Here is a 21,515-nt window from a genome sequence, read left to right as displayed (position 1 = left end):
CCGGGGGCGCCCGGGAAGTCCCGCAGACGCACCGAATTGACCCCGCCCCGTCCGCGGTCCGCGTATGTACGGGTGTACGCATCGGTGTGTACGGTCGTACGCATGCCCTATCTCCTCCTGGCCGCGGCCATAGCCGCCGAGGTCGCCGGTACCACCGCCATGAAGTTCAGCGACGGTTTCACCAAGCTGTGGCCCTCGCTGATCACGCTGGTGGGGTACGTCATCGCCTTCACCCTGCTCGCGCAGACGCTGAAGTCGATGTCGGTCGGGACCGCGTACGCGATCTGGGCCGGCGTCGGCACCGCCGCGATCGCCGCGATCGGCATGGTCTTCATGGGCGAGGCCGCCACGGCCGCGAAGATCGGCGGCATCGTGCTCGTGATCGCCGGGGTCGTGCTGCTGAACCTCGGGGGGACCACGCACTGATGCGGCGGGCGAAGGGCCGTACGGGGCCGGGGACCGCACTGCGCACCGGCCGTGCGTCGAGGTGTGCGGCCGTGTCTACCGTCGTACGCATGCCTCGTCAGTCACCCGCCGCCGCCGTGCCGGGAGCCGGCCGCTGATGGCCGGCCCGGTGCGCCGCTACGACCCCGGCCGGCGGGAGCGGATCATCGCCGCGGCGGTCCGGGTGGTGGGTGCCCGCGGCATCGCCGGGCTCAGCCACCGCAGCGTGGCGGCTGAGGCCGACGTACCGCTCGGCTCGACGACGTACCACTTCAAGACCCTGGACGACCTGCTGGTCGCGGCGCTGCGCCAGGCCAACGAGGGCTTCGCCCGGGCCGTCGCGGACTGCGCGGCGCTGGCCGATCCGCGCGCGGACCTGGCGGGGGCCCTGGCCGTCCTGCTGGGCGAGTTCCTCGGGGCGGACCGGGCGCGGGCGGAGCTGGAGTACGAGCTCTACCTCGCCGCCCTGCGCCGCCCCGCGCTGCGTCCCGTGGCGGCCGAGTGGTGCGAGGCCGTCGCCGCGGCCCTGACGGACCGGGTGGATCCGGGGACGGCCCGGGCGCTGGTCGCGGTGATGGACGGGATCAGCCTGCAGGTCCTGCTGACCGGGGCGGAGTACGACGAGGCCTACGCCTGCGGGATCCTGCGGCGGGTGCTGCGGGCCTGACGGCGGCCCGATGCGGCGGCCGTACCGGAGGCCGGATGGGGGCGGGCGGACGCGGTGCGTGCGCCGCGCCCCCCGGGGTCATGCGCCGCGGACCGCCGCGAGGGCGGCGGCCACGCTCGCCCCGATGTCCCGGATCGGGTAGAAGACCTCGCGGACGGTCCGGTCGCGGTCGAGCACCAGCGTCAGGCGCTTCAGCCGGCTGATGCCCCCCGCCCGGAAGGTCGGCAGCCGCAGGGCCGTCACCAGCGCGAGCTCCGCGTCGGAGAGCAGGGGGAAGCGGAGTCCCTCGGCCTCGGCGAACTCCCGCTGCTCGTCCGGCCGCTGGGTCGACACCCCGTGCACCGTCGCACCCGCCGCCGCGAACTCCCCGAGCTGGTCCCGGTAGGTGCACGATTCGAGGGTGCACCCCCGCGCCCCGGGGATCCCGGCCCACCCCGGCGGGTAGGACTCGGACCGGGCGAAGGCACCCGGAAAGCAGTACAGGACGGTGAACGGCGTGTCCGCCACCGGGTCGCGGAGCTCGCCGAAGCGGTCCGGGAGCAGCAGCTCGGGCAGCCGGGTGCCGCGCAGCGCGTGGACCCGTACCGCCTCGCGCGATGCCTCGTCCGCCGTCGCCGTCATCTCTCCCTCTCCCAGGATCCAGGTGTCCCCCCAGTCCTGGAGGGCGACCAGCACCGGCAGCAGCCCCCGCCCGCGCGGGGTCAGCCGGTACGCGTGCCGCACCGGGCGGTCCTGGTACGGCTCGCGGGCCAGCACGCCGGCCTCGACGAGCAGCTTCAGCCGCTCCGTCAGGACCTTTCGGGACATGCCCAGTTCGCGCTGGAACTCCTCGAAGCGGTGCACGCCGCGTGCCGCGTCGCGCACGATCAGCAGCGTCCACCAGTCGCCCACGACGTCGAGGGCCTGGGCGATGGAGCAGTCCGCGTCGTCGAGGTGCGTGCGCTGGGCCATGGGCACTCCTTTGTCCGTTGACCCGAGGTTGTCATGCTGACATAGTCCGTTCCCAAACGGAACTGACTCGGGGGTCGACTGGTGCTGCAAGGATTCAAGGACGTACCCAGGGCGGTGTGGCTGCTCTCGCCGGGCGTCTTCGTCAACGCCGTGTCCAGCTTCACCTTCGTCTTCGTCTTCGTGTACCTGACCGGCGAGCGCGGACTCTCCGTCACCGAGGCCGGCCTCATCACCGGGATCGGCGGCATCGGCCTGATCGCCGGCAATTTCACCGGCGGCGGATTCGGCGACCGCCACGGCCACCGCCGCGTCCTGCTCATCGCCTCCGCCCTCGCCGGCGCCGCCCTGATCCTCCTGCCGACGCTGCCCACCGCCGCGCTCTACGTCGCCCTCCCGCCGGCCCAGTACGCCATCGGGGCGATCCGCTCCGCCAACGCCGCGCTCGTCGCGGTGATCGTCCCCGAAGGGGCGCGACGGCCGTCCTTCGCCGTCGTCCGCTGCGTCTCCAACGGCGGCTTCACCCTCGGCGCACCGCTCGGCGCCCTGATCGCGACGGGCCTCTCCTACGACTGGCTCTTCGTCGCCGACGGCATCGGCACGCTCGTCTTCGCCCTGTGGACCGCCCGGGTCGTCCCGGCGAAGGGCGCCGCGAACACCCCCGCCGCGGCCCCGGACGGGGGTCTGGGCCGCGGCGTGTGGGGGGAACTGCGGGCCAGGCCCGCCGTGCTCGTCCTGCTGGCCGCGGTCCTCGTCGTCGACGTGATCTACCGCCAGCAGTACTCGACCTTCCCGGTCTACCTGGCCGACCACGGCCTGGACACCGGCGCCTACGGGCTGATCATCGCCCTCAACGGCGCCGTGATCCTCCTCCTGGAACTCCCGGCCGCCGTCGCCCTGCGCGCCCGCCCGCCGCTGCGCGTCATCGGCGCCGGACTGCTGCTCGTCGGCGCCGGGTACGGGGCGCTGCTGCTCGGGACCGGGATCGGGCCCGCCGTGACGATGATGCTGCTGCTGAGCCTCGGGGAGATCCTCTACAAGACCACGGCCACCGCCTACGTCGCCGACCGGGCGCCCGCGCACGCCATCGGGCTGTTCCAGAGCCTGTACGCCGGAGTCTCGGTCAGCGGCGTCGTACTCGGCGGCCCGCTCGGCGGCGCCCTGTACTCCGCGGCACCCGGCCTGCTGTGGCCGCTGTGCGCGGCGCTGGCGGCGGGGGCGGGCGGTGCGGTGCTGTGGATGGCGATACGGGAGCCCCTGCCCGGGGCCGCGGAGGACCCGGGACGACACGACCCGCGCCCGGCACATGAGACCGGTTCGCGACCGCGGGCCGTCGCCGGTTAGGTTTCGGGCATGACTGCTACGCGTACCACCGGCGCCGTCGCCGCCGGACTTGCCACCATCACCGCCGACGGCACCGTCCTCGACACCTGGTTCCCCGCCCCCCAGCTCGTCGCCGAGCCCGGCCCGGCCGGCACCGAGCGCCTCACCGCCGAGCAGGCCGTGGAGCTGCTGGGGGCCACCGCGCCCAAGGCGATCCGCCGGGACGCGGTCCGCGGCGTCGAGGTCGTAGCCGTCCGCACCGTGATCGCCTCCCTGGAGGACAAGCCGCTGGACGCGCACGACGCGTACCTGCGCCTGCACCTGCTCAGCCACCGCCTGGTCAAGCCGCACGGCCAGAACCTGGACGGCGTCTTCGGCCTGCTGGCCAACGTCGCCTGGACCTCGCTGGGCCCGGTCGCGATCGACCAGGTCGAGACGGTCCGCCTGAACGCCCGCGCCGAGGGCCTGCACCTCCAGGTGACCTCGATCGACAAGTTCCCGCGGATGACGGACTACGTCGCCCCCAAGGGCGTGCGCATCGCCGACGCAGACCGGGTCCGCCTGGGCGCGCACCTCGCCGAAGGCACCACCGTCATGCACGAGGGCTTCGTCAACTTCAACGCCGGCACCCTGGGCACCTCCATGGTCGAGGGCCGGATCTCCGCGGGCGTCGTCGTCGGCGACGGCTCCGACATCGGCGGCGGCGCGTCCACCATGGGCACCCTGTCGGGCGGCGGCAAGCAGATCATCTCGATCGGCGAGCGCACCCTGATCGGCGCCGAGGCGGGCATCGGCATCGCCCTGGGCAACGAGTGTGTCGTGGAGGCGGGTCTCTACGTCACCGCCGGCACCCGGGTGACCCTGCCGGACGGCCAGATCGTCAAGGCCCTGGAGCTCTCCGGCGCCGACAACATCCTCTTCCGCCGCAACTCGGTCACCGGCGCCGTCGAGGCCCGCCCGTACAAGGCGGCCTGGGGCGGCCTGAACGAGGTCCTGCACAGCCACAACTGACCTACGGCCGCAAGGGGAGCGCCCCCGGTCCGGTCCTGCAGACGCCCTCCCACCCCGACGGGGTGGGAGGGCGTCGTGCGTGCTGGGCGCCCTCCCGCCCCGAGCGGGGGAGGGGCATCGCGCACGCGGGGGCCGCGGGCGGCCGGGGTCCGGCCGGCGGCGGTCAGTGCAGGGGGATCGTGCGGACCAGGCCGGCGAAGGCCTGCTGCTCCGCCTCGGTCAGTTCCACCGACTCCATCGGGTGGACGGAGATGCCGCGCTGGGCCGGGATGACCGAGAGGCCATCGAAGGCGCCTGGCTCCGGGTGGTGGAAACGGCTGTCCCACAGCATGTGGCCGAGGCCGATCAGCCAGACGGCGGCGGCCACGAGCAGGACGGCGATGCCGATTTCCTGAGCGAGGGAAATGGAGGGGAACACGCGGTCCTCCAAAGGAGTGCTGGAGTGCGGTACAAGATCGGGCGTGGGGACACTCAACACCAGAACCGCCCGAATGGGTAGGGATGTGCCGAGCGTCACGCCAGGGCCAAAGGTCCCCTCCTCGGCTCCCGACCGACCGGACTCCGGACTCCGCACCCCGGACACCGCGCCCCGGATCGGAGCCCGGATCGGGTCCCGGACCCGGTTCCCGGTCACGTCAGCGGCAGCTTGAAGCCCTCGTGGCTCCGTGCGTAGCCCAGCCGCTCGTAGAACCGGTGCGCGGCCGTGCGCCGCTTGTTGCTGGTGAGCTGCATCAGGCCGCAGCCGCGCTCTCGGGCCCGGTCCGCCGCCAGCTCCATCAGGCGGGCTCCGAGCCCGCCGCCCCGCCGGTCGGCGCGGATCCGTACCGCCTCCACGAGGGCACGCTCCCGGCCGCCCTGGCCCAGGCCCGGCACGTAGGTCAGCTGCAGGCAGCCGACGAGCTCCCCGTCCTGCTCCAGGACCAGCATCTCGTTGCGCGGGTCCGCCTCGATCGCGGCGAAGGCCCGCTCGTGGGCCTCGGAGACCGGCTCCGGATCCGGCGCGGGAGCCCCGGTGCCGGCCGCGGCCGGGTTCTCGTCCTGGGTGAGCAGGGCGAGTACGGCGGGCAGGTCCTGGCGTTTCGCGGTGCGGAAGATCATGCCGGGATCATGCCAAAGGGGCCGGGCGGCGGTGCGGCCCGGCCCCTTCGGTGTCGCCGCTACGGGCGGAAGCGCACGACCTGCGGGTCGTGGTCGCTGTTCTGGTTCGCGAACTCCGCGTTGATGTGCACGCTGTCGTAGCTGAACTGCTTGATGCCCGGGCTCGTCAGGATCTGGTCCAGGACCTGCGCGTTGCCCTGGTAGACGTACGAGTAGCGCTCGGGCTTCGGCAGCGACTTGATCGCCGAGTACAGCGCCCCGCCGTCCTCCAGCGCCTTCGCCGTGTCCGAGAACTCGAAGTCGTTGATGTCGCCGACCACGAGGACCGCGGCCTTCTTCTCCACGGCCAGGACGTCCTTCACGAAGCCGTTCACGGCCTGCGCCTGCAGCAGCCGCTTGGCCTCGGAGGAGCGCACCGGGGGCTGGTGCGAGGAGGTCAGGCCCTCGTCGCCGCCCTTCGAACCGAAGTGGTTGGCGATCACGAAGACCGTCTTGCCGTGGAAGACGAACTCGCCGGCCAGCGGCTTGCGGCTGTCCGCCCACGCCGGGTTCGCCGGGTCGATCCGGCCCGGGGAGTGCGTCAGGGCGGCCTTGCCCTTCTCCTTCACCACACCGGTCGCCGTCACCGCGTCGCCCGGGGCCCGGTCGGTGAAGGAGACCCGCTCCGGGTTGAAGAGGAACACCTGGCGGATGTTGCCGCCGGGCTCGCCGCCGTCCTTCTTGTCCTCCGGGTCCACCGAGCGCCACTGGTACGCCGGGCCGCCCGCGGCCACGATGGCCGCGGTGAACTTGGCCACGGTGGCCCCGGCCGAGACGGTGCCGTCGTTCTTGGCGCCGTTGTCGTCCTGGATCTCCTCCAGGGCGAGGATGTCGGGGGAGGCGAGGTTCTCGACGACGGCCTTCGCCAGGTTGTCGAACTTCTCCTGCGGGTCGGTCGGGTCGAGGTTCTCCACGTTGTACGTGGCCACCGCGAGTTCCTTCTCGGCCTGCGGCTTGGTCTTCTCCGGCGCCAGGGTGCCCGGCTTGACCGTGCCGAGGGTGCGGGCCACCAGCGTGTAGCCGCCGAACTGGTTGAAGTCCAGGGGGCCTTCGGTGCGGCCGGTCAGCTTGTCGCCGACGTTGGCCACCGGGAACGGCTGCTGCGCGAGGGGTGCGAGCTGCTGGATCTGGAGGCGCCCGGTGTTCTGGGAGTCGTACGAACCGTAGAGCGTGCCGCCGCGCTTGGTGTTGTTCTCCCAGCCCTTGACCGTCACCCACAGCTCGGCGTACGGGTCGGTGGCGCCGACCACGCGCGAGTTGCCGATCGCGACGTTCATGCCTTCAAGGGACTCGTAGTAGTCCAGGGCGTAGCGCGAGGGCTCCAGGGTCAGGCCGTTGATGCTGCCGGCGGCGGCCGGGTCGCCCTCCGGGGCGTACGCGCAGGGGACGGAGTACTCGTTGACGGCGGTGGCCGCGGGAACGGCGTTGCCGGAGGAGACCACGGTCACGACGGGCTTGGAGATCTGGGTGACCGACTGGTTGCCCGAGGCCGCGCCGCCGGGGATGTACTCGCCGACCAGGCCGGAGACCGTGACGGCGTCGCCGACGGCGACGGTCGGGACCGCATTGGTGAAGACGAACACGCCCTCGCTGGTGGCGTCGTCGTCGTCCGCGTCGGGATCCTGGATCCAGAAGCCGCGCGAGCCGTACGTACGCACGCCCGTGACGATGCCCGCCACATCGGTGACCTGCTTGCCGACCAGCGGGGAGGTGCGGGTGGCGCCCTGGATGTCGTGGATGCGTATCGGATCGGCGGACACGGCGCCTTCGGCCGCGTCGGCGGTGCCCGCGAGCAGGCCGGTGGCCAGCGCGGTGGCGACGAGGGCCGCGACGGCGGCGGAACGGGGATGCGAGGAGCGCATGGGCGGGAACTCCGGTGTGTGGAGGGGGAGGCGGACATCTACGCGCGTCAATTTCCTTCGTGGCCGGCAAAGTTGTCAAGCCCTCCAGGGAATACGGCGGTTGACTGTGGGATGAACCAAAGGGGAGGGGCCGCCGGGAGCGCCCGAAATGCGTCTACTCTGGGGCGCCGTACGACCTGTAGACGAACCGCCCGAACCACCCGTACCCGAACCACCCGTGCCCGCGAGGAGAACCGCCCCATGTCCGCAGACTCGCACCCCACGCTGCCGCCGGTACGGCTGCTCCCCGACGCGGAACTCGCCCGCGAAGCCCTGGCCGCCCCGCTGTTCGCCCGCGCCGTGCGCCTGGCCCGCTGGGCCGGACCGGACACCCGCGTGGACACCGGTGGCGAGCTCGTCGCCGCGCAACTGCCGCAGGCGGTGGCCCACCTGGGCCTCGACCCGGCCGACGAGGACTCCGCCGCCCACGCGAGCCAGGCCTGGCGGGTGGCCGTCGACACCGGCCTCGTCGACGTCACCGAACCGGAGGAGGACGGCTCCGCCGCCGGGGAAGCGGACGGGGACGAGCGGGAGTTCGGCACCGCCGAGCCCGGCGAGGACCTGGCCCTGGTGACCGGCGGAACCCCCGGCGACGTGCTCGACCTGTGGCTGGCGGCCCTGGACACCGTCCTCGCGGACGCGGCGGTACCGGCCCTGGACGACCTCGTCGACGCCCTCGACGCGGGCGGCGAGATCGACTTCGACCAGCTCGACTGGAACCCGCGCCGCGAGGCCGACTTCCTCGACGGGGTCCTCGCCAACCTCTACCTGCTCGCCGTCGCCGAAGGCGGCACGGCCGACGGCCCGGTACCCCTCCCGGTGCTCGCCGCCTCGATGGTGGTGCCGGACGACATGGGCGACCCCACCGACGCCGTACTGGAACAGGTCTCGGACGCGATGATGCGCCTCGACGACCAGTTCCGGCAGCTGGAGCCGATCGGGCTGGTCGAGTTCCGCCCCGTCGACGAGGAGCTGATGGCGGAGGCCGAGGACGAGGAGTTCCTCGCCGCCGGCGCCGCCGCCCCCGACGAGGAGGACGTCTCCCGGTACGGGCTGGTGCGCCTGACCCCGCTCGGCCTGTACGGGATCCGGGCGCGCATGCTGGAGGCGGGCGTCGAGGCCCCGGCCGTCGGAGAGCTGGCCGGCAAGGGCGCCGACGTCCTGCTCGACGTGGTCTCCCACTACTCCGAGGCCGCCGCCCAGGCCGAGATCGACCAGTGGCTGGCCGGCCGCCCCGTACCCGAAGCCGCCACGGAGCTGCTCGCCGCCGCGCGCGGAGCCGACGCCGGCGGCCCGCTGCGCCGGCTGCGCTGCCAGCAGGCCCTCGCTCCGGCCGGAGCGGAGGCCGAGCAGGCCGTGCGCGCGGTCCTGGACGACCACGAGCTCGGCGGGCTCGCCCGGGTCTGGCTGGCCGAGCGCGGGGCGGCCGACGTACCGGCGCCGGACCAGGACATGGTGTTCTGGCTGACGGTCGACACGATCGCGGCGCAGCTCGCGACGGGCGGAGCGGGCGGCGGGGGAGCCGACGGCGGGGAGGGCGCCGAGGCGGAGCTGCCGCTCCTGATCGAATCGCTGACCGCCCATCACGCCGGGTTCTTCGAACAGGCCTGGCGGGTGGAGCACCCGGCGACGGCTCAGGTCCTGGAGGCGATGGGGCGGCTGCACCCCGACAGGAAGGCGGCCAAGGAGGCCCGGAAGGCCGCGTTCAAGGCGCGTTCCCGGGGCGTGTGAGGCGCCGGTAACCGGCCGTTCCCGAATGGGAGTCGGCCAAGGGGGACACCGGTCAAGGGGTCGATTCGTTTTCCCGGGTAGTTCAGTCGGCGTTCACGTGCGGGCGGGAGCGTGTGCGCCGACGACCGCACGACAGGCGCAGCACCTCCCCACCCCTGGAGACCCGATGCCGCTCAGCCGTAGAGATTTCACCACCCGCACCGCACTCGCGGGTGCGGGAGTCGCGCTCACCGGAACGGTCGGCGCACTCGCCACCGCTCCCGGCGCACTCGCCGCGGACGACGGCGCACTGCAGGACGCCGGCGCCGACCAGGGCCAGGACCGGGGCCACGGCCACGGCCACGGACCGGGCTACGGTCCCCTCGTCCCCGACCCGGCCGGCATCCTGGCCCTCCCCGCCGGATTCACGTACCGCGTGATCACCCACAGCGGTGTCACCACGCTCGACTCGGGCGAGAGCACCCCGTCCAACCACGACGGCACCGCCGCCTTCGAGGGCCACCGCGGCGTCACCCTCCTCGTCAACAACCACGAGCTGAAGGGCCCCCGCGCGAACTGGACGCACCCCGTCCCGCTCACCGAGGGCCTCGTCTACGACCCGGGCGCGGCCGGCGGCTGCACGGTCGTGGAGGTCCGGCGCGGCGGCGAGGTCGCCGAATGGGTGGGCATCGCCGGTACGTCGACCAACTGCGCGGGCGGCTCCACTCCCTGGGACACCTGGCTGACCTGCGAGGAGAACGAGGACCTCGCCGGCAAGAACGGGATGACCAAGGACCACGGCTACGTCTTCGAGGTGGACCCGCACGACCGCCGGGCCAACCGCGACCCCAAGCCGGTCAAGGCCTTCGGCCGGTACGCCCACGAGGCCGTCGTCATCGACCCGCGCCAGGGCCACGCCTACCTCACCGAGGACGCCTCCGGCCCCAACGGGCTGCTCTACCGCTGGACCCCGCCGAGCGGCTTCCGCCACGGGCGCGGCAAGCTCCGTACGCTCGCCGCCGACGCCGGTGTGCTGGCGGCCGCCAAGTGCTTCGACAGCGCGGGGCGGTTCGTCGACGACCTCTCGCGCGCCACGAAGATCGGCACCACCTACGGGGTGGACTGGGTGCCGGTCCCGGACCGCGACGCGCGGACCGTGGCGGTGCGCAAGCAGTTCGGGGAGTCGGCCGTGACCCGCGCGCGCAAGCTGGAGGGCATGTGGTGGGCCGACGGCGGGGCGTACTTCGTCTCCTCCTACGCCCGCGAGGAGAGCCCGGGCGCGGCCCACGACGGCCAGGTGTGGTTCTACGACCCCAAGCGGCGCACGGTGCGGCTCCAGGTCCTGCTCGGGGTGAACGCCGACCCGTCCGTGGACGGCGGTTACGACGGGCCGGACAACATCACGGTCTCCCCGTACGGCGGTCTGATCATCGCCGAGGACGGCTCGGGGCTGCAGCACCTCTTCGGTGCGACCGAGTCGGGGCGCACGTACCCGCTGGCCCGCAACGAGATGAACATGGGGACGGCCGAGGAGCCGGAGTACTCGGAGTTCACGGGGGTCTGCTTCTCCCCGGACGGGCGGACGCTCTTCGCCAACATCCAGGACCCGGGCATCATGCTGGCCGTCACGGGACCGTGGCGCCGCCGCCGCTGATCCGGGAGCGGCGGACATGAGAAGAGCCGCCGGGCCTTCGGGCCCGGCGGCTCTTCGCTTCGTCTCGCTCTGTTCGTTCGTTACTGAGATTCGGCGCGGCTGGCCGCGGCCCACTCTTCGAGGAGGAACTCGTACGCCTCGGAGGGCCACTCGCCGTCCACCCGGCTCTCGACGAGCTGCCGGATCGCCTCGTTCGCCTCGGCGGCGGACGGGCGGGCGGGGCCCGCGGGCTGGAGTGTCTGGTGCATGGTTCCAAGGCTACGGGCGAGCACTGACAGCCACCCCCGTATTAAGGGTGGAACAGGTCACCCGCAGAGGGCGCTTGTCGCTCCATGTGCCCGCCCACCTGCTCAGAGTGCCTGTGCGGCCGGCTTCACCATGCCCCGCACTGTGCGCGACTTCACAAACTCGCCCATGGCCGTCATCTCCCATTCGCCCGAGAACTGCTTGATGAGCTTCGCCATCATCACGCCGGTCTGCGGCTCGGCGCTGGTGAGGTCGAAGCGGACCAGCTCCTCGTCGGTCGCGGCGTCGATGAGGCGGCAGTAGGCCTTGGCCACCTCGGTGAACTTCTGGCCGGAGAAGGAGTTGACCGTGAAGACGAGGCCCGTCGCGTCCGCGGGCAGCCGGCCGAGGTCCACGACGATCACCTCGTCGTCGCCCGCGCCCTCGCCGGTGAGGTTGTCGCCCGAGTGCTTGACGGAGCCGCCGAGGATGGACAGCTTGCCGAAGTAGCAGCTGTCGATGTGGTTGCGCTGCGGGCCGTACGCGATGACCGAGGCGTCCAGGTCGATGTCGCGGCCGCGGAACGCGGGCTCCCAGCCGAGGCCCATCTTGACCTGGGAGAGCAGCGGGCGGCCGCCCTTGACCAGGGAGACGGTCTGGTTCTTCTGGAGGCTGACCCGGCCCTTGTCGAGGTTGATCTTCCCGGCACCGGGGGCGGCAGCGGCGGCGGGTGCCGCCACGGGCGCGGGGGCGACCGGCTGGGGCGCCGGGGCCGTCCCGGGTGCGCCGCTGGTGAGCCAGGGGGAGGCCGCGTACGTGGGCGGCGCCGCCGGGGGAGCCGGGGGCGCGGGCGGGGCGGGCGGGGCGACCGGGGCCGGGGCGGCGGCCGCCGGAGCCGGCTCGTCGTCCACCGAGACCCCGAAGTCGGTCGCGATGCCGGCGAGGCCGTTCGCGTACCCCTGGCCGACGGCTCGCACCTTCCAGATGCCGCCGCGCTGGTAGACCTCGACGACCACCAGGGCGGTCTCGGTGCCGAGCCGCGGCGGGGTGAAGGTGGAGATCACCGCTCCGCCGCCCGCGTCCCGCACGGTGGCGGTGGGCTCGATGCCCTGGAAGGACTGGCCGGCGGCGTCCGGGCTGGCCGTGATGACGATCCGCTCGATGCCGGGCGGGACCGATCCGGTGTCCACGGTGATCGAGTCCGGTGCCGTGCCGCCGCCCGAGCGGTAGGTGACGCCGGGGCCGGACGGCTGGTTGAAGAAGATGAAATCGGCGTCGGAACGCACCTTGCCGTCGGCGGCGAGGAGCAGCGCGGACACGTCGAGCCGCACCGGGGCAGCCACGTCCACCGTCACGCGGACGGCATTGAGCGGCAGGTTGGAACCAGGGGTCATAGCGGTCATGCCGGGAGAACGACCGAGGTGGCTTTGCCGTTCCCTTACTTTCACCCGGTTTCCCGGTTCTTCACCCGCGCCTCAGACCCGACCCCGGTTGCGGGGGTGGTTCCTGGCCGTCCGCTCGTTGCCGAACTTGTAGGAGCCGGTCCAGCGCGCCATCACGAGCTGGGCGTCGCCGGCTTCGACCTCGGCGAGGAAGGCCGCGGCCCGCCCGCCCCGGAGGGTGGCCGCCGCCCGGCCCTGGTGGGTGATGACGACGCTCTGGTCGCCCCGCTGTTCGTACGAGAATCCGTGGGGTTTCGGCATGCGCCGAGGGTGCCGCCCGAGGGCGGTGCCCCGCAACGCAATATGGCTATCGGGCGTCTCCCGTGACCCGTCGCGGGAGACCCAGCGGGTTGGCCTCGCGGAGCTCCGCCGGGAGCAGGGCGTCCGGCACCGACTGGTAGACCACCGGGCGCAGCCAGCGTTCGACGGCCGTGCCGCCGACCGAGGTGGAGTGGGAGGTCGCCGCCGGGTAGGGGCCCCCGTGGTGCTGGGCCGGGGCCACCGCCACACCGGTCGGCCAGCCGTTCACCACGACCCGGCCCGCCAGCGTCGTGACCTGGGCGATCAGCTCCGCCGCCGGACCCGGGCCGCCGTCCGCCTCGGCGGCCGACAGCTGGAGGGTCGCGGTGAGGTTGCCGGGGAGCCGCCCGAGCAGGGCGGCGGCCTCGTCCTGGCCGGCGTACCGGGCCAGCACCGTGACCGGGCCGAAGCACTCCTCCAGGAGCACCTCGTAGGGCCCGCCCTCCAGCAGGGTCCGCACCGGCACGCTCAGGTAGCCCGCGCCGACGGTGTGCTCGCCGCCGGATCCGGGGGTGACGGGTGCGTCGACCCCGGGCAGCGCGGCGCGTTCGCGGACCCCGGCGACGAAGTTGTCCCGCATCCGGTGGTCGAGGAGCACCCCGGGCTCGGTCTCTCCGAGCGCCTTGGTCAGCGCACCGGCGAGCCGGTCCCCGTCCGCACCCTCGGGTACGAGGACCAGGCCCGGCTTGACGCAGAACTGGCCGACGCCGAGCGTGACCGAGCCGGCCAGCCCGCCGCCGATCTCCTCGGCGCGCTCCGCGGCGGCCGCCGGGGTGACCACGACCGGGTTGAGGGAGCCCAGTTCACCGTGGAAGGGGATCGGTACGGGCCGCGCGGCGGCGGCGTCGAACAGGGCCCGCCCGCCCCGGATGGAACCGGTGAACCCGGCGGCGCCGACCAGCGGGTGCCGGATCAGCTCCAGTCCCGCGTCGAACCCGTGGACCACGGCGACGACCCCGGCCGGCAGTCCGGCCGCCACGGCGGCCCGGCGCAGCAGCGAGGCGCACAGCTCGGAGGTGGCCGGGTGGTCGGGGTGTGCCTTGACCACGACCGGGCAGCCCGCGGCCAGCGCGCTGGCGGTGTCGCCGCCGGGCACGGAGAAGGCGAGGGGGAAGTTGGAGGCGGCGTAGACCGCGACCACGCCCAGCGGCACCTTGTAGCGGCGCAGCTCGGGGCGGGGCGGGGCGGTGGTGGGGTCGGCGCGGTCGATGCGGATGTCGAGGTACGAGCCCTCGTCCACGGCATCGGCGAAGGCGCGGAACTGGCCCGTGGTGCGGGCGAGTTCCCCGGTGAGCCGGCCGGGCCCGAGCGCGGTCTCGGCGTCGGCCGCCTCGATGACGTGGGCGGCGGACTCGTCGAGCAGATCGGCGGCGGCGCGCAGGAAGGCGGCGCGCCTGCCGGCGTCGGCCAGCGCGCCGCGGGCGGCGTGGGCCGCGCGCACGGCTTCGTCCACCTCCCGGGATGTGGCCTCCACCGCAACCTGCTCGCGGTGCTTCCCGGTGCGGGGGTCCACACTCCAGACTGGTGTTGCTGCCATGGCGAACTGCCTCCTGGATCTACGCTGACCCGCGCGGATGCGTTCAGTATTGTGAACGCTGTTCCGTTGGATGAATGATCACATCCACCGTGGACTCTATTTCCGTGTCTTCCGGGTTGACAAGAGACAGCAAGAGACAGAGGGGCACGAAGGCGGATGACCACCACAGCCGAGCCGGGGGGCTCGGGAGCACCGGCGGCCGTCAAGTCGGCGGTACGAACGGTCCAGTTGCTGGAACACTTCGCCTCCCGGCCGGGGCTGCACAGCCTGGCCGACATCCAGGGCGCCCTCTCCCTGCCCAAATCCAGCCTCTACATGCTGCTGCGCACCCTGGTGAACCTGGGCTGGGTGGAGACGGACGCGACGGGCACCCGCTACGGAATCGGCGTACGGGCGCTGCTCGTCGGCAGCTCGTACATCGACGGGGACGAGGTGGTGGCGGCCGCGCGGCCCACCCTGGACCGGCTCTCCGACGACACGACGGAGACGATCCACCTGGCCCGCCTGGACGGGACGAGCGTGGTCTACCTGGCGACCCGGCAGTCCCAGCACTACCTGCGGCCCTTCACCCGCGTCGGGCGGCGGCTGCCGGTGCACTCGACGGCGCTCGGCAAGGCGCTGCTCGCCACGCACACGGACGACGAGGTACGGGCACTGCTGCCGCGGCGGCTCGAAGCCGTCACCGAGCACACCATCACCGACCGGGACCGGCTCATCGAGGACCTGGCACTGGTGCGGGAGCAGGGGTACGCGGTGGACCGGGAGGAGAACACCCTCGGACTGCGCTGCTTCGGCGTGGCGGTGCCGTACCGGACGCCGGCGCGGGACGCGGTGAGCTGTTCGGTGCCGGTGGCGCGGCTGACGCCGGGGCACGAACGGGGCATCAAGGCGGCGCTGTTCGCGGCGCGCGACCGGCTGTCGGTGGTGACGCGGCGGATGTGAGGCGGGGCCCCGGGCACGGGCCGGGCGGCGGAGGGCCTGATTCCTCCCCCACCCGGGGGAGACGGTTCCCCTTCAAGGGGGAGGTGGCGGGGGCGCGGACGCGGGACCGTTGAGCCATGACCACACGAGCCGTTCACACGCCGCGACCGGGAGGGGCAGCGCAGCCGCCGGCCTCCCGGCCGGGGGCTGGGCGCAGGTTCCTCCGGGCGGCGGCCATCGCCGCCACCGTCCCCTATCTGACGCTGAAGACCGCCTGGCTGGCCGGGAGCCATCTCGGGATACCGGACGGCAGCGTGCTCCTGGAGCCGGGCAGGCCGTTCTTCACCGTGCTCAACGGCCTGTCGCTGGTCATGGACTCCAGCGTGGTCCTGCTGGTCCTGGTGCTCACCAGGCCCTGGGGACAGCGCGTGCCGTCCTGGCTGCTGCTCCTCCCCGTCTTCATCGCCACCGGACTGCTGACACCGATCGTCCTCGGCTTCCCCGGTCAACTCCTCCTGCGCGGCGCGGGACTGGGGCCGGACGAGGCCGCGCGGGCGGCTCAGCCGCCGTTCCTCGATCCGTGGGTCTTCCATGTGGTCTATCCGGGCTTCATCATCCAAGCCATAGCCCTGACCGGACTGTTCGTGCCCTATGCGCGAGAGCGCTGGGGCCGGTCCTGGCAGGGCGTCCTCGAGGAGCGGCTCCCGTCACCCACGGGGGTGGTGGCGGGAGCCGCGGCGGCGATGGCGGCGGTGGTGGCGGCGACGCACCTGTACTGGGCCTTCGGCGGTACGGCCGGACACGATGCGGACCAGATCGCGCAGTACTCCTCCGATGCGGGAGCGGTGTCCTTCGTCCACGCGCTGTGTGCGCTGACCGCCGGGGTGGGGGCCGTGCTGCTCGCCGGGGGCGGGGACCGGCGGGCGTGGTGGCCGCTGGTCATGGCGTGGACCGGGGCGGCGGCGACCCTGTGCTGGGGCCTGTGGATGATGACCGCCGTGCTGGGCGGGGACTCGGGCCAGGGTGAACCGACGACCACCGCGACGTATCTGATCTACGCTGGCCAGATGATCGTCGGGCTCCTTGCGGTCAGTGTCATGGCACGGTTCCTGGCCGAGCGCCGAACCGGCTGAAGGAGACGGCGTGGAGAGGCTGTTGGGGGCAGGGGCCCGGCTGCGCTGGGTGCACCAGATACTCGGCGGAGCCCTGCTGATGCCGTACTTCCTGCTCACGCAGGTGGCGGTCGGTGGCGGCGCGGGCGGGGTCAACGCACTCACCTCCCTGCCCCTCAGCCTGCTGGCCTACGCCGTCGCCCTGCCGCTCATCGCCGTGACCGGGCTGTCCGGACTGGTCCGGCCGATGTCCGTGGCCGCCGCGCGGGCCCTGTGCGGGGTGCCGGGGGAGCGGTTCGCCGAGGGGCCGGCCCGGAGCTGGGCGGCCCGGGGACGGGCCTCGGCCTGGTGGACCCTGCACCTGGGGATCGGAGCCCTGGTCAGCGGGATGAGCCTGGCCGTGCCGCCCCTGGCGGTGGTGCTGATCGCCCTGCCGTTCGTGAGCCCGCTGCGGGACATGCCAGCCATGCTCGGCTGGTTCGACGCCCGGGCCCACCCCTACGTTGCCGCCCTGGCCGGGATCGCGCTGCTGGCCGGGGTCGTCCTGGCCGCCGCCGGGGCGGGAGCCCTGCTGGCCCGGCTGGCGCCCGTGCTGCTCGGGCCGACGGCGGCGGACCGGCTGGCGGCCGCCGAGGAGCGCGCCGCCGACCTGGCGGTCCGCAACCGGCTGGCGCGGGAGCTGCACGACGCCGTCGGGCACGCCCTGAGCGCGGTCACCCTCCAGGCGAGCGCCGCCCGGCGGGTGCTCGAGACCGACCCCGGCTTCGTCCGGGAGGCGCTCGCCGCGATCGAGGACACCACCCGGCGCACGGTGGGGGAGCTGGACGCCGTCCTGGGGCTGCTGCGCGAGGGCGACGGAGCGGGCGCCGGGGGCGGCGGACTGCCCGCGGCTCCGACCCTTGCCGCCGACCTCGACGGGCTGCTGGCCCGCAGCCGGGCCTCCGGGACGCCCATCACCGCCCGCCAGGACCCGGGACCGGCCGGCGACTGGGGACGGCTCCCGGAGATCGCCTCCCGCGAGGCGTACCGGATCGTGCAGGAGGGACTGAGCAACGCACTGCGGCACGGGAGGGGGCCGGTCGAGCTGGAGATCTCCGTACGGGTGCGCGGGGGAGGGCGGGGGGACGCCGGTGGGTCCGGGGAGCCCGGTGGGCAGGGGGAACCCGGTGGGACGGGGGAGCCCGGTGGACACGAGGAGCCCCGGGGACACGGAGAACTGGAGATCATCATGACCAACGATCCGGCGGCCCCGGCCCCGGCTCCGGCCGCTGTGGGGGCCCGCACCACCGGGGGCCGGGGGCTGCGGGGCGCCGCCGAGCGGGCCGCACTGCTCGGCGGGCAGGTCGAAGCCGGGCCGCACGAGGGCCGGTGGCGGCTGCGGGCCGTCCTGCCGCTCGGCGGGCACGCCGGATCCGGCGAGGGGGCCCGATGAGCCCGGCGACGGAACCGGCCGGGCCGGCGAACCCGGATGCGTCTCCCCCCGCGCCCGCGGCCGCGCCCTCGGCGACGGCCGGGCCGGGCCGTCGGCCGCTGCGGCTGGTCGTGGCCGACGACGAGCGGATGGTCCGTACCGCCCTGCGGGTCATCCTCGACGCCGAGCCCGATCTGGAGGTCGTGGGGGAGGCGGCCACCGGCGCCGAGGCCGTGGCCGTGGTGCGGGCGCTCGCACCGGACGTGGTGCTCATGGACGTGCGGATGCCGGAGATCGACGGCATCCGGGCCACCGAGCGGATCCTCGCCACCATGGCCGAGCCGCCCCGGATCGTGGTGGTCACCACCTTCGAGAACGACGCCTACGTCTACGACGCGCTGCGCGCGGGAGCCGCCGGGTTCCTCCTCAAGCGGGCCGATCCCGACGAGCTGACCGCCGCGGTCCGGCTCGTGGCCCGCGGGGACTCGCTGCTCTTCCCGGCGGCCGTCCGTGCCCTGGCCGCGGCCCACACCCCGCCCGGGGCCGGCCCGGCCGCCGCCCCCTGGGTCGCCCGGCTCACGGACCGGGAGGCCGGCGTGCTGCGGCTGATGGCCGCCGGGCTCTCCAACCACGAGGTGAGCGAGCGGCTCGGAGTCGGCCCGCAGACGGTCAAGACGCACGTGGCCGCGGTGCTGGCGAAGACCGGCTCCCGGGACCGGACCCAGGCGGTCATCGCGGCGTACGAGGGAGGCTTCCTCATGAAGAAAGGCTGAGAACTCCGCCACAATCGGGGCAGAGCGGAACGCCCGGGGCGGCTGGGGCGTCCTTCTGGGGGATGAACAAGACGATCAGGCGTGCGTCGGTCTTCTGTCTGCTTCTGGTGCTGGCCCTTTTGGTGCGGGTCACCTGGGTGCAGGCATACCAAGGCCAGGCCCTCGCAGACGACAAGAACAACCGGCGCAACCTCATCGGGAAGTACGAGAACCCGCTGGGGAACATCATCGTGGGCGGGGAGGCGATCACCGGTTCCACGGACACGGGCGGCAAGGACTTCCGGTACAAGCGGACGTACGTCGACGGACCGCTGTACGCGCCGGTCACCGGTTACAGCTCCCAGGCCTTCGGTTGGAGCATGCTGGAGGGCGTCTACAGGGACGTGCTCAACGGCACCGACAACCGGCTCAAGAGCGTCATGGACACGCTCACCAACAAGCGGGCCACCCCCGGCAACGTCCTCACCACGATCGACAAGAACGTCCAGAAGGCGGGCTGGGACGCGCTCCAGGGCAAGCAGGGTTCGGCCGTGGCGATCGACCCGGCGACGGGCGAGATCCTGGCCGTCGTGAACAACCCGTCCTACGACCCGGGCACCATCTCCGGCGCGGGCGAAGCGGACCAGAAGGCGTGGAACGAGCTCAACGCCGACAACGGCAAGGCCATGGTGAACACCGCGCTGCGCAACCCGCAGGCACCCGGCTCCACCTTCAAGCTGGTCACCCTGGCGGCAGCCATCGAGAACGGCCTGGTCACGAACATCGACACGCCGACCTCGGTTCCCGGGGACTACGCGATCCCCGGCACGGTGCGCAAGCTCAAGAGCGAGGTCAGCGACGACCAGTGCAACAACGTCAGCCCCCGCACCGCGCTCAAGCTGTCCTGCAACAACGTCTTCGCCGACTTCGCGCACAAGCTGGGCCAGGACAAGATGCGGGCGATGGCCGAGAAGCTCGGCTTCAACGTGATCCACGAGCTCCCCGTCTACACCGACCCCGCGAGCAAGTACCCGAAGAAGAAGATGTCGGTCGACCAGGTCGCGCAGACCGGTATCGGCCAGTTCGACGTCCAGGCCACGCCGCTCCAGATGGCGATGGTGAGTGCCGCGATCGAGAACGGCGGCAAGCTCGTCGCCCCGCACGAGGTCTCCGAGGTCACCGACTCCAACGGCAACGTGCTGCAGAGCTTCAAGGACCCGAAGTCCACGCAGGTGATGAGCGGGAAGACCGCCTCGATGCTCCGGGAGGCCATGAAGACGGTCGCCACCGAGGGCGGCGGCAAGAACGTCCAGATCCCGGGCGTGGAGTCGGGTGCCAAGACCGGTACCGCCCAGCGCGGCGTGGGCAACAGCCTCCCGCCGCTCGCCTGGTACACCACGTACGGCAAGGCCGGTGGCAAGCAGATCGCCGTCGCCGTGGTGATCGTCGGGTCGGACACCGACCGCTCCGAGATCGCGGGCGGCAAGCTCGCCGCCCCCGTGGCGCAGAAGATGATGGAGGCGTGGCTGAAGAAGTAGCCGCGCCGGGCGGCGCCGCCGCCCCGCCGCCTTGTCTCGTACGCATGGCCGATTCACGTCCGTGCCGGACGCGCGGGAAGCGCGCCGGGAACCGCCGGGGTTCCCGGCGCGTTCCCATGTCCATGATCAGAGCCGCGCTCCCCGCCGACCTCGACGCCATCGCAGCCCTGCACACCCGGGCCCGCGCCACCTACTACCAGGGCCGAATCCCCGCGGAGGCCTACGGCGGCGAGGCGGAGCTCGCGCGGACCCGGGAGGGCTGGTCCCGGGCGGTCGCGCGGCCCGGCGACGCGGGCGGGGTGCTCTGCGCCGAGCGGGACGGGGAGGTCACCGGGGTGGCGGCCTTCCGCACCGCCGACGGGGAGACCACCCTCACCCAGCTGCACGTGGACCCCGTCCACTGGCGCCGCGGCACCGGGGCGGCCCTGCACGCCGCCTGCCTCGACGCCTGGCGCCGCGCGGGCGTCCGCAGGGTCCGCCTGGAGGTCTACGAGCACAACCTCCGCGCCCAGGCCTTCTACGCCACCCACGGCTGGCTCCCGGACCCGGCCGGAGCCCGGGTCGCGGGTTCCCACCGCATCCTGTGGCTCACGGTGGGGGACCCGTCCGGGAGCGGCCCGTCCGGGAGCGGCCCGTCCGGGGAATGAGATGCCGGGCCGGATGGTTGAACACGGAACAGTTGATTCCGTGGAGGGAAGAAGGAACATGCGCGTCGAGATCTGGAGCGACATCGCCTGCCCGTGGTGCTACATCGGCAAGGCCCGGTTCGCCAAGGGGCTGGCCGGCTTCGCACACCGCGAGGAGGTCGAGGTGGTCTACCGCTCCTTCGAGCTCGACCCGAACGGCCCCAAGGGCCAGGTGGCGCCCGTCCTGGACATGCTGGCCAAGAAGTACGGCCGCACCCTCGAAGAGGCCCGCGGCATGGAGGAGTACGTCGCCGCGAGCGCCCGCGCCGAGGGGCTGACGTACCGCACCGAGGGCCGGGACCACGGCAACACCTTCGACATCCACCGCCTGCTGCACATGGCCGCCGACCGCGGCCGCCAGGAGGAGCTGCTCGACCTCGTCTACCGCGCCAACTTCGGCGAGGAGCGCTCCGTCTTCGACCCCGAGGTGCTGGTCGCGCTCGCGGTCGAGGCCGGACTGGACGAGTGGGAGGCCCGGTCGGTGCTGCGCGACGAGAGCGCGTACGCCTCCGCGGTGCGCGCCGACGAGCGCGAAGCGTCCGAACTGGGTGCGAACGCCGTACCGTTCTTCGTGCTGGACCGCCGCTTCGGGATCTCCGGCGGGCAGCCTGCCGAGGTCTTCACGCAGGCGCTGGAGCAGGCCTGGGCCGGCCGCGAGGTCCTCGCGCCCACCGCCCCCGAGGGCGAGGCGTGCGAGCCCGACGGAGCGTGCGCGGTGCCGCACCCCTAAGGCGCTCTCATAAGTAGTCCTTTGGTGTGGTGCATGAAACCAGGCAATGGACTTTGGGGTGGTTCT

At 73.1% G+C, this 21,515-nt stretch carries 21 protein-coding genes; 13 read left to right on the top strand and 8 right to left on the bottom strand.

Annotated features, from left to right (window positions below; all coding sequences use genetic code 11):
- Positions 1-102: 102 nt before the first annotated feature.
- Together ACIA8F_RS06420 and ACIA8F_RS06415 are read left to right on the top strand one after the other, a co-directional pair.
- Complete coding sequence (locus ACIA8F_RS06420) at positions 103-426, top strand: DMT family transporter (RefSeq protein WP_399377097.1); 324 nt, start codon at positions 103-105, stop codon at positions 424-426.
- Between the two features lie 136 nt (positions 427-562).
- Positions 563-1,111, top strand: a complete 549-nt coding sequence (locus ACIA8F_RS06415) for a TetR/AcrR family transcriptional regulator (RefSeq protein WP_399377096.1) — start codon at positions 563-565, stop codon at positions 1,109-1,111.
- 78 nt (positions 1,112-1,189) lie between these two features.
- On the opposite strand, the gene ACIA8F_RS06410 is transcribed toward ACIA8F_RS06415, so the two are convergent.
- Positions 1,190-2,062 carry a winged helix-turn-helix transcriptional regulator gene (locus tag ACIA8F_RS06410; RefSeq protein ID WP_399377095.1) on the bottom strand — a complete coding sequence of 291 codons (873 nt, stop codon included), beginning with the start codon at positions 2,060-2,062 and terminating at the stop codon, positions 1,190-1,192.
- Positions 2,063-2,146: 84 nt separating this feature from the next.
- Here ACIA8F_RS06410 and ACIA8F_RS06405 point away from each other — a divergent pair, with 84 nt between their 5' ends.
- Positions 2,147-3,403 carry an MFS transporter gene (locus ACIA8F_RS06405; RefSeq protein WP_399377341.1) on the top strand — a complete coding sequence of 419 codons (1,257 nt, stop codon included), beginning with the start codon at positions 2,147-2,149 and terminating at the stop codon, positions 3,401-3,403.
- Positions 3,404-3,412: 9 nt separating this feature from the next.
- A complete protein-coding gene (gene dapD / locus ACIA8F_RS06400; RefSeq protein ID WP_399377094.1) occupies positions 3,413-4,393 on the top strand; it encodes a 2,3,4,5-tetrahydropyridine-2,6-dicarboxylate N-succinyltransferase in 981 nt (326 codons plus the stop codon).
- A gap of 163 nt (positions 4,394-4,556) precedes the next feature.
- Here dapD and ACIA8F_RS06395 read toward each other — a convergent pair whose 3' ends face one another.
- From ACIA8F_RS06395 to ACIA8F_RS06385, 3 genes are all read right to left on the bottom strand, one after another.
- Positions 4,557-4,811, bottom strand: a complete 255-nt coding sequence (locus tag ACIA8F_RS06395; protein WP_399377093.1) for a hypothetical protein — start codon at positions 4,809-4,811, stop codon at positions 4,557-4,559.
- Positions 4,812-5,023: 212 nt separating this feature from the next.
- Entirely contained in the window at positions 5,024-5,491 is a 468-nt protein-coding gene (locus ACIA8F_RS06390; RefSeq protein ID WP_399377091.1) for a GNAT family N-acetyltransferase, read from the bottom strand.
- 59 nt (positions 5,492-5,550) lie between these two features.
- On the bottom strand, positions 5,551-7,392 hold the full coding sequence (locus ACIA8F_RS06385; RefSeq protein WP_399377090.1) for an endonuclease/exonuclease/phosphatase family protein: 1,842 nt from the start codon (positions 7,390-7,392) through the stop codon (positions 5,551-5,553).
- A gap of 240 nt (positions 7,393-7,632) precedes the next feature.
- Between ACIA8F_RS06385 and ACIA8F_RS06380 the strand changes: the two genes are divergently transcribed.
- On the top strand, positions 7,633-9,162 hold the full coding sequence (locus ACIA8F_RS06380; protein WP_399377089.1) for a hypothetical protein: 1,530 nt from the start codon (positions 7,633-7,635) through the stop codon (positions 9,160-9,162).
- A 166-nt stretch (positions 9,163-9,328) separates the two neighbouring features.
- Positions 9,329-10,795 carry an alkaline phosphatase PhoX gene (locus tag ACIA8F_RS06375; protein WP_399377088.1) on the top strand — a complete coding sequence of 489 codons (1,467 nt, stop codon included), beginning with the start codon at positions 9,329-9,331 and terminating at the stop codon, positions 10,793-10,795.
- An 80-nt stretch (positions 10,796-10,875) separates the two neighbouring features.
- On the opposite strand, the gene ACIA8F_RS06370 is transcribed toward ACIA8F_RS06375, so the two are convergent.
- From ACIA8F_RS06370 to ACIA8F_RS06355, 4 genes are all read right to left on the bottom strand, one after another.
- Positions 10,876-11,043, bottom strand: a complete 168-nt coding sequence (locus tag ACIA8F_RS06370; RefSeq protein WP_383942648.1) for a hypothetical protein — start codon at positions 11,041-11,043, stop codon at positions 10,876-10,878.
- Positions 11,044-11,145: 102 nt separating this feature from the next.
- Positions 11,146-12,414 (bottom strand): TerD family protein, encoded by a 1,269-nt coding sequence (locus ACIA8F_RS06365; protein WP_399377086.1) that lies wholly within the window; start codon positions 12,412-12,414, stop codon positions 11,146-11,148.
- Positions 12,415-12,495: 81 nt separating this feature from the next.
- Positions 12,496-12,723, bottom strand: a complete 228-nt coding sequence (locus ACIA8F_RS06360) for a hypothetical protein (RefSeq protein ID WP_399377085.1) — start codon at positions 12,721-12,723, stop codon at positions 12,496-12,498.
- 46 nt (positions 12,724-12,769) lie between these two features.
- Positions 12,770-14,299 carry an aldehyde dehydrogenase (NADP(+)) gene (locus ACIA8F_RS06355; protein WP_399377084.1) on the bottom strand — a complete coding sequence of 510 codons (1,530 nt, stop codon included), beginning with the start codon at positions 14,297-14,299 and terminating at the stop codon, positions 12,770-12,772.
- Between the two features lie 156 nt (positions 14,300-14,455).
- Here ACIA8F_RS06355 and ACIA8F_RS06350 point away from each other — a divergent pair, with 156 nt between their 5' ends.
- The 7 genes from ACIA8F_RS06350 (at position 14,456) to ACIA8F_RS06320 (ending at position 21,449) form a co-directional block, all read left to right on the top strand.
- Positions 14,456-15,241, top strand: coding sequence for an IclR family transcriptional regulator (locus ACIA8F_RS06350; RefSeq protein WP_399377083.1), 786 nt, complete (start codon positions 14,456-14,458; stop codon positions 15,239-15,241).
- A gap of 116 nt (positions 15,242-15,357) precedes the next feature.
- Entirely contained in the window at positions 15,358-16,353 is a 996-nt protein-coding gene (locus tag ACIA8F_RS06345; RefSeq protein ID WP_399377082.1) for a hypothetical protein, read from the top strand.
- 79 nt (positions 16,354-16,432) lie between these two features.
- Positions 16,433-17,764 carry a sensor histidine kinase gene (locus ACIA8F_RS06340; protein ID WP_399377339.1) on the top strand — a complete coding sequence of 444 codons (1,332 nt, stop codon included), beginning with the start codon at positions 16,433-16,435 and terminating at the stop codon, positions 17,762-17,764.
- A 98-nt stretch (positions 17,765-17,862) separates the two neighbouring features.
- Positions 17,863-18,516 carry a response regulator gene (locus ACIA8F_RS06335; RefSeq protein WP_399377338.1) on the top strand — a complete coding sequence of 218 codons (654 nt, stop codon included), beginning with the start codon at positions 17,863-17,865 and terminating at the stop codon, positions 18,514-18,516.
- 62 nt (positions 18,517-18,578) lie between these two features.
- A complete protein-coding gene (locus tag ACIA8F_RS06330) occupies positions 18,579-20,033 on the top strand; it encodes a penicillin-binding transpeptidase domain-containing protein (protein WP_399377081.1) in 1,455 nt (484 codons plus the stop codon).
- A gap of 116 nt (positions 20,034-20,149) precedes the next feature.
- Positions 20,150-20,680, top strand: coding sequence for a GNAT family N-acetyltransferase (locus tag ACIA8F_RS06325; RefSeq protein WP_399377080.1), 531 nt, complete (start codon positions 20,150-20,152; stop codon positions 20,678-20,680).
- Positions 20,681-20,738: 58 nt separating this feature from the next.
- Positions 20,739-21,449 (top strand): DsbA family oxidoreductase, encoded by a 711-nt coding sequence (locus ACIA8F_RS06320; RefSeq protein ID WP_399377078.1) that lies wholly within the window; start codon positions 20,739-20,741, stop codon positions 21,447-21,449.
- Positions 21,450-21,515 lie beyond the last annotated feature (66 nt).

This window comes from Streptomyces sp. NPDC051563 (assembly GCF_044454225.1).
In the GTDB taxonomy this organism is placed as follows: Bacteria; Actinomycetota; Actinomycetes; order Streptomycetales; family Streptomycetaceae; genus Streptomyces.
Note: the sequence above shows the minus strand (reverse complement) of the source record. Positions and strands in the feature narration are given on the sequence as shown.